The sequence below is a fragment of the Longimicrobium sp. genome, assembly GCF_036399255.1.
Lineage (GTDB): Bacteria > Gemmatimonadota > Gemmatimonadetes > Longimicrobiales > Longimicrobiaceae > Longimicrobium.
Genome location: NZ_DASWNM010000028.1, coordinates 51,923 through 57,922, shown reverse-complemented (window position 1 = coordinate 57,922; position 6,000 = coordinate 51,923). Strand labels below are relative to the sequence as shown.

Genomic DNA, 6,000 nt, shown 5'->3' with positions numbered 1-6,000 from the left:
CTACGCGGGGGAGGGTGACGCGATCCACGGGCTTCGGAGCGGGATCGAATTCTCCCCTCTCCGTGAGGAACGAACGGGGAGGGGCCGGGGGAGGGGCACCCCGGCGGGCGCAGTCCGATGCCTGTCGCCGAACCACCGGTCCGTCGGCATCCAACCTCCCCCAGCAGTTTTGGGGGAGGTGCGAGCCTAGGCGAGCGGAGGGGGCGCCCGCGGGTCGCGCAGGTGCCCGGAACGTGCAGGTCGAAGTCCAGGCGCAACAAGTCGTTGCTCTACATACAGCGAGGTTGAAGATGGCCGAGGTGACGGTGGTTGGAGGCGGGCTTTCGGGCTCGGAGGCGGCGTGGCAGCTGGCGGAGCGCGGGCACGACGTCACGCTGTACGAAATGCGCCCGGTGCGCGGCACCGATGCGCACAAGACGGAGCTGCTGGGCGAGATCGTCTGCTCCAACACCTTCAAGAGCGAAGACCCCTCCAACGCGCACGGCCTCCTCAAGCAGGAGATGGACGCGCTGGGCGTGGGCGGCTCGCTGCTGCTGGCCTGCGCCCGCGAAAGCCGCATCCCCGGCGGCACCGCGCTGACGGTGGACCGCGGCGAGTTCGCGCAGCGGATGACGGACGCCATTGCGTCGAACTCCCGCATCCGCGTGGTGCGCGAAGAGGTGACGGAGCTGCCGGCCGGCCCCGCCATCGTGGCCACGGGGCCGCTGACCAGCGACGCGCTCTCCGCCGCCATCCGCGGCGCGCTGGGCGACGAGGGGCTGGCCTTCTTCGACGCCATCGCGCCCGTCGTCAGCGCCGACTCGCTGGACATGGACACGCTCTTCTTCGCCAGCCGCTGGGGCAAGGGCGACGAGGCCGCGGGCGACTACCTGAACGCGCCGATGACGCAGGAGCAGTACGAGGCCTTCATCGAAGCGCTCAAGACGGGCGAGGAGCACGCGGGGCACGACTGGGAGAACGTGCCGTACTTCGAAGGCTGCCTGCCCATCGAGGTGATGGCGCACCGCGGCCCCGAGACGCTGCGCTTCGGACCCATGAAGCCCGTGGGCCTGCAGGTGCCGCAGTGGGACGGAAAGCGCGCGCACGCCGTGGTGCAGCTGCGCCGGGAGGACCGAGCGGGGAACCTGTGGAACCTGGTGGGATTCCAGACGCGCCTGCGCATCCCCGAGCAGAAGCGCATCTTCCGGATGATCCCCGGGCTGCAGGAGGCGGAGTTCCTGCGCTGGGGATCCATCCACCGCAACACGTACCTGAACTTTCCCGCCAGCCTGTCGGAGCACGGCTCGCTGCGCGACCGGCCGGAGCTGCTGTTCGCCGGCCAGGTGACGGGGGTGGAGGGATACACGGAGTCCACCGCCGTCGGAATCCTGGCGGCGGCGAACCTGGACCGCATCGTCCGCGGCCTGGACCCCGTCGTCCCCCCGCCGACGACGATGATGGGCGGGCTGATGCGCTACCTGCGGGAGAGCGACCCGAAGCACTTTGCGCCCATGAACAGCAACTTCGGCCTGCTGGACCCGCTGGACCGGCGGGTAAAGGACAAGGACGAGAAGCGCGCGCTGCTGGCGGAGCGCGGCCGGGCGGACTTCGCGGCGTGGATGGAGGCGCACGGGCTGACCGGCGGCGTGATGGCCGCGGCCGCGCGGTGACCGACGCGGGCGCGGCCGCCGAGCTGCAGCGCGGGGGCGAGCTGGACGAGTTCATGCGCTACGTGGCGCACGAGCGGCAGCTGTCCCCGCAGACGGTGCGCGCCTACGGCGACGACCTGCGCGAGTTCCAAGAGTTCCTGGACCGCTACTACGGCGCGCCCGAGTGGTCGTGGGGCGGGGTGGACCGGCTGGCCATCCGCGCCTGGATGGGCGACTGCGCCACCCGCCGCGGCCTGGCGCGGACGAGCATCGCACGAAAGCTCAGCGCCATCCGCTCGTTCTACCGCTACCTGCATGTGGAAGAGCGGGTGCAGGCCAACCCCGCCCGCGCCGTGCGGACGCCCAAGAAGCAGCGCACGCTGCCGGGGTTCCTGACCCGCGAGCAGATGCAGGAGCTGTTCGAGACGGCGATGATGCGCGCGCAGGCCGGCGGATTTCGCGCCCAGCGCAACCTGGCCATCGTGGAGCTGTTCTACTCCGCCGGCCTGCGCGTCTCGGAGCTGGCGTCGCTGAGCACCAGCGCGGTGGACCTGGTGAGCGAGCAGCTGCGGGTGCTGGGAAAGGGAAGGAAGGAGCGCATCGTGCCCATCGGCGGGATGGCGGTGCGGGCGCTGCGGGGATACTACGACCAGCGCGAGCGGATCATCGCGCAGGCGACGCGGCCGGACGCGCGCGCCGTGTTCGTGGGGCAGACGGGGCGGCGGCTGGGCGTGCGGCAGGTGCAGAACGTGGTGGGGGTGTTCCTGCGCGAGGTGGCGGGCGAGGCGGGGCTGAGCACGCACTCGCTCCGCCACACCTTTGCCACCCACATGCTGGACGCCGGCGCGGACCTGCTGGCGGTGAAGGAGCTGCTGGGCCACGCCAGCCTCTCGACGACGCAGATCTACACGCACACCAGCAAGGAGCGGCTGAAGCGCGTGTACCGGCAGGCGCATCCGCGGGCGTAGGGGGAAGTGCGGGAGTGCGTGAGTGCGTGAGTGCGTGAGTGCGTGAGTGCGTGAGTGCGGGAGTGCGTGAGTGCGGGAGTGCGGGAGTGCGTGAGTGCGGGAGTGCGGGAGTGCGGGAGTGCGGGAGTGCGGGAGTGCGGGAGTGCGGGAGTGGGCGCGCGGAGCTGACTTCGGGCTGCGTCCGCGGGGGCCTCACCCGCGGCTTGAGAGCCGCACCCTCTCCCACAAGCGGGGAGACGGGATAGGCGTCGCGGCGGCCCTCTGTGCGCTCCGGCTTGCGTATCTGCTGGCGCGGCGCGAGTTTGTCAGCCCCGTGCGCGGGAGCGAGTGAACTCGCCGCAACAACGGCGGAAAGCCCCGCAAACGGCGCGGGGCTTCACCTGCGGTAAAGACGAGGCCCGGGCGCGCACCGTACGCTCCGGAACACCGGGGCCGCCTGTCCGCGAAGGCGGACTTCGTGTGGTTGTTGCAGCGAATTCATTCGCCCTTGCGGGCGGACGGCACGGGATCCGGACCGGGAGCGAGTCCACCTCCCGCACTAACGCACTAACGCACTAACGCACTAACGCACTTTCGTTTTCGCACTTTCGCACTTCGGTCATACATGGCAATCACCACCTTCCACGCCACCACCATCCTGGCGGTCCGCCGCGACGGCAAGGTCGCGCTGGGCGGCGACGGGCAGGTCACCATGGGCGACGTGGTCGCCAAGAGCAGCGCCACCAAGGTGCGCAAGCTGCGCGAGGGCAAGATCCTCGCGGGGTTCGCCGGCTCGGTGGCCGACGCGTTCACCCTGTTCGAGAAGTTCGAGGAAAAGCTGGAGCGCTACCCCGGCAACCTGTCCAAGGCCGCCGTGGAGCTGGCCAAGGACTGGCGCAGCGACCGCTACCTGCGCCGCCTGGAGGCGCTGCTGGCCGTGGCCGACCGCGAAAACCTGTACATGATCAGCGGCACCGGCGACGTAATCGCCCCCGACGACGACATCGTCGCCATCGGCTCGGGGGGCAGCTACGCCCTGGCGGCCGCGCGCGCGCTCAAGGAGTACTCGACGCTCGAAGCGCCCGAGATCGTCCGCCGCGGGCTGGAGATCGCGGGCGAGATCTGCATCTACACCAACACCAACATCACCGTGCTGGAGCTGGACGGAAATCCAGCCCCCCGCGCGCCGGAAGTCTGAAAATCAATGGCGACCAACGAAACGGAAGCAGCGGCCCCCGCGGCGGCGGACGGACAGACTCCCGAGCAGCCGCTCTGGCTGGACGAGATGACGCCCCGGCAGATCGTGGCCGAGCTCGACAAGTACATCGTGGGGCAGAACGCGGCCAAGAAGGCCGTGGCCATCGCGCTGCGCAACCGCTGGCGCCGCCAGCGCGTCAGCGAGGAGCTGCGCGAGGAGATCGTCCCCAACAACATCATCATGATCGGCCCCACGGGCGTGGGGAAGACGGAGATCGCCCGCCGCCTGGCCCGCCTGGCCGGCGCCCCGTTCGTCAAGGTCGAAGCCTCCAAGTTCACGGAAGTGGGCTACGTGGGCCGCGACGTGGAGTCCATGGTGCGCGACCTGGTGGACGTCGCGGTGAACATGGTGCGCACCGAGCGCGAGGACGAGGTGCAGGAGCAGGCCGAGCAGCGCGCCGAGGAGCGGCTGCTGGACCTGCTGATTCCGCCCGTGGAGACCGGGCCCCCCGCGCAGGGCGAGGACAAGGAGCCGCAGCGCGTGTGGTTCGCCGGCCCCACCGGCGGGCAGACGGAGCCGGTGACGGAGGACGCCGCCACCCGCGAAAAGCGCGAGCGCACCCGTGAGAAGTTCCGCCAGCTGCTGCGCGACGGCAAGCTGGAGGACCGCGAGGTGGAGGTGGAGGTGAGCCACAGCATGCCCATCGAGAACATGATGGTGCCGATGGGCGGCGGGATGGACGGCGGCGGCGGCATGGACGGCAACTTCATGGACATGCTGCAGGAGTGGCTTCCCAAGCGCACCAAGCGCCGCCGCGTGTCGGTGGGCGAGGCGCGCCGCATCCTGGTGCAGGACGAGCTCGACAAGCTCGTCAACATGGACGAGGTCATCAACGAGGCGCTGGACCGCTGCGAGGAGATGGGGATCATCTTCCTGGACGAGATCGACAAGATCGCCGGCGAGCGCAGCGGCTCCTCGGGCCCCGACGTGTCGCGCGAAGGGGTGCAGCGCGACCTGCTCCCCGTGGTCGAAGGCTCCACCGTGCAGACCAAGTACGGCATGGTGCGCACCGACCACATGCTGTTCATCGCCGCGGGCGCCTTCCACGTCAGCAAGCCGTCGGACCTGATCCCCGAGCTGCAGGGCCGCTTTCCCATCCGGGTGGAGCTCACCACGCTGACGGAGGACGACTTCGTCCGCATCCTGCAGGAGCCCAAGAACGCGCTGGTCACGCAGTACCGCGCCCTGGCCGAGGCCGACGGCGCGGACCTGCAGTTCACCAGCGAGGGCGTGCGCGAGATCGCCCGCACGGCGGCCAACCTGAACGTGAAGATGGAGAACATCGGAGCGCGGCGGCTGCACACGGTGCTCACCACGCTGCTGGAGGACGTGATGTTCGACCTTCCCGACATGGTGGACAAGAAGATCACCATCGACCCCGACCGCGTCCGCGACCGGCTGAAGGACATCGTGGAGGACGAGGACCTGCGCAAGTACATCCTCTGATCCGCCGTTTGATGGATGAAGACCGGCCCTCCTCCGGGATTTCCGGGGGAGGGCCGATTGTTTTTGCGTTGCGGCGGGCCGAACTCGCTGCTCGATGCAACAACTACACAAAGTCCGCCTGCCCGGACACGGCGCGCCGACGGCATGCGGCGTCCCAGGCACCTGCGCGTCCGCGACCGGGGGAATTACGGCACCGTGGAGTCCACACCGCACCTGATCGGAGCCTGCGCGCACCGTACGAGCAGGCACGGGCCCGAACCTGACGGTGAGGCTCGGACCCGCTCAGGATGATGCGCCGTACCATTCCCCCGGATTCGCTAGTAAACGCAGATTTTGCAAGGATTCCCCGTATTACACGAGAATTGAGGGTAGCACGTGTCGCCAGTACAGTTGCAGGTCCGAAGCGTGGCCAGGAGGTCGTTCGCGACCACCGTCCCCTCCTCCGCAACTTCCGGCTGCACCTCGAATCGCTCGACGCGCAAGGCGTTTACATCCAGCTGGAGCTTCTTCATGGGGTCTCCTGGTAAAGGATCTCGGTGCAAGGCGGCACGAAACGCCACTCTGTTCTCTGCGTGCCCCAAAGGGTTCCGATGCAGGACGGCTCGCCAAGAGGCGTCCGATAAAGATAGGTTAGCCGGTGGACTGGCACAATACAATCCGGCGGATAAGGTGGCGGAATATTGCGGAACGATAAGGACGTGCGGGATCGAACTCTCCCCTT

4 protein-coding genes are annotated in these 6,000 nt (G+C 69.0%); all 4 read left to right on the top strand.

What is annotated here, in order from left to right:
* Positions 1-290 precede the first annotated feature (290 nt).
* The 4 genes from trmFO to hslU all read left to right on the top strand — a co-directional run bounded on the left by trmFO (position 291) and on the right by hslU (position 5,279).
* The gene (trmFO, locus tag VGC13_RS05245) at positions 291-1,649 is read left to right on the top strand and encodes a methylenetetrahydrofolate--tRNA-(uracil(54)-C(5))-methyltransferase (FADH(2)-oxidizing) TrmFO (protein WP_331124164.1); all 1,359 of its coding nucleotides are present in this window, start codon (positions 291-293) and stop codon (positions 1,647-1,649) included.
* Entirely contained in the window at positions 1,646-2,596 is a 951-nt protein-coding gene (locus tag VGC13_RS05240; RefSeq protein ID WP_331124163.1) for a tyrosine recombinase XerC, read from the top strand. Before trmFO ends, VGC13_RS05240 begins: the two co-directional genes overlap by 4 nt.
* Positions 2,597-3,200: 604 nt before the next feature.
* The gene (gene hslV / locus VGC13_RS05235; protein ID WP_331124162.1) at positions 3,201-3,773 is read left to right on the top strand and encodes an ATP-dependent protease subunit HslV; all 573 of its coding nucleotides are present in this window, start codon (positions 3,201-3,203) and stop codon (positions 3,771-3,773) included.
* A 6-nt stretch (positions 3,774-3,779) separates the two neighbouring features.
* The gene (hslU, locus tag VGC13_RS05230) at positions 3,780-5,279 is read left to right on the top strand and encodes an ATP-dependent protease ATPase subunit HslU (RefSeq protein WP_331124161.1); all 1,500 of its coding nucleotides are present in this window, start codon (positions 3,780-3,782) and stop codon (positions 5,277-5,279) included.
* Positions 5,280-6,000 lie beyond the last annotated feature (721 nt).

Excerpts from the sequence above, each read along its gene's own strand:
- trmFO (WP_331124164.1), top strand. The coding sequence starts at position 291 with ATGGCCGAGGTGACGGTGGTTGGAGGCGGGCTTTCGGGCTCGGAGGCG.
- hslU (WP_331124161.1), top strand. The coding sequence starts at position 3,780 with ATGGCGACCAACGAAACGGAAGCAGCGGCCCCCGCGGCGGCGGACGGA.
- hslV (WP_331124162.1), top strand. The coding sequence starts at position 3,201 with ATGGCAATCACCACCTTCCACGCCACCACCATCCTGGCGGTCCGCCGC.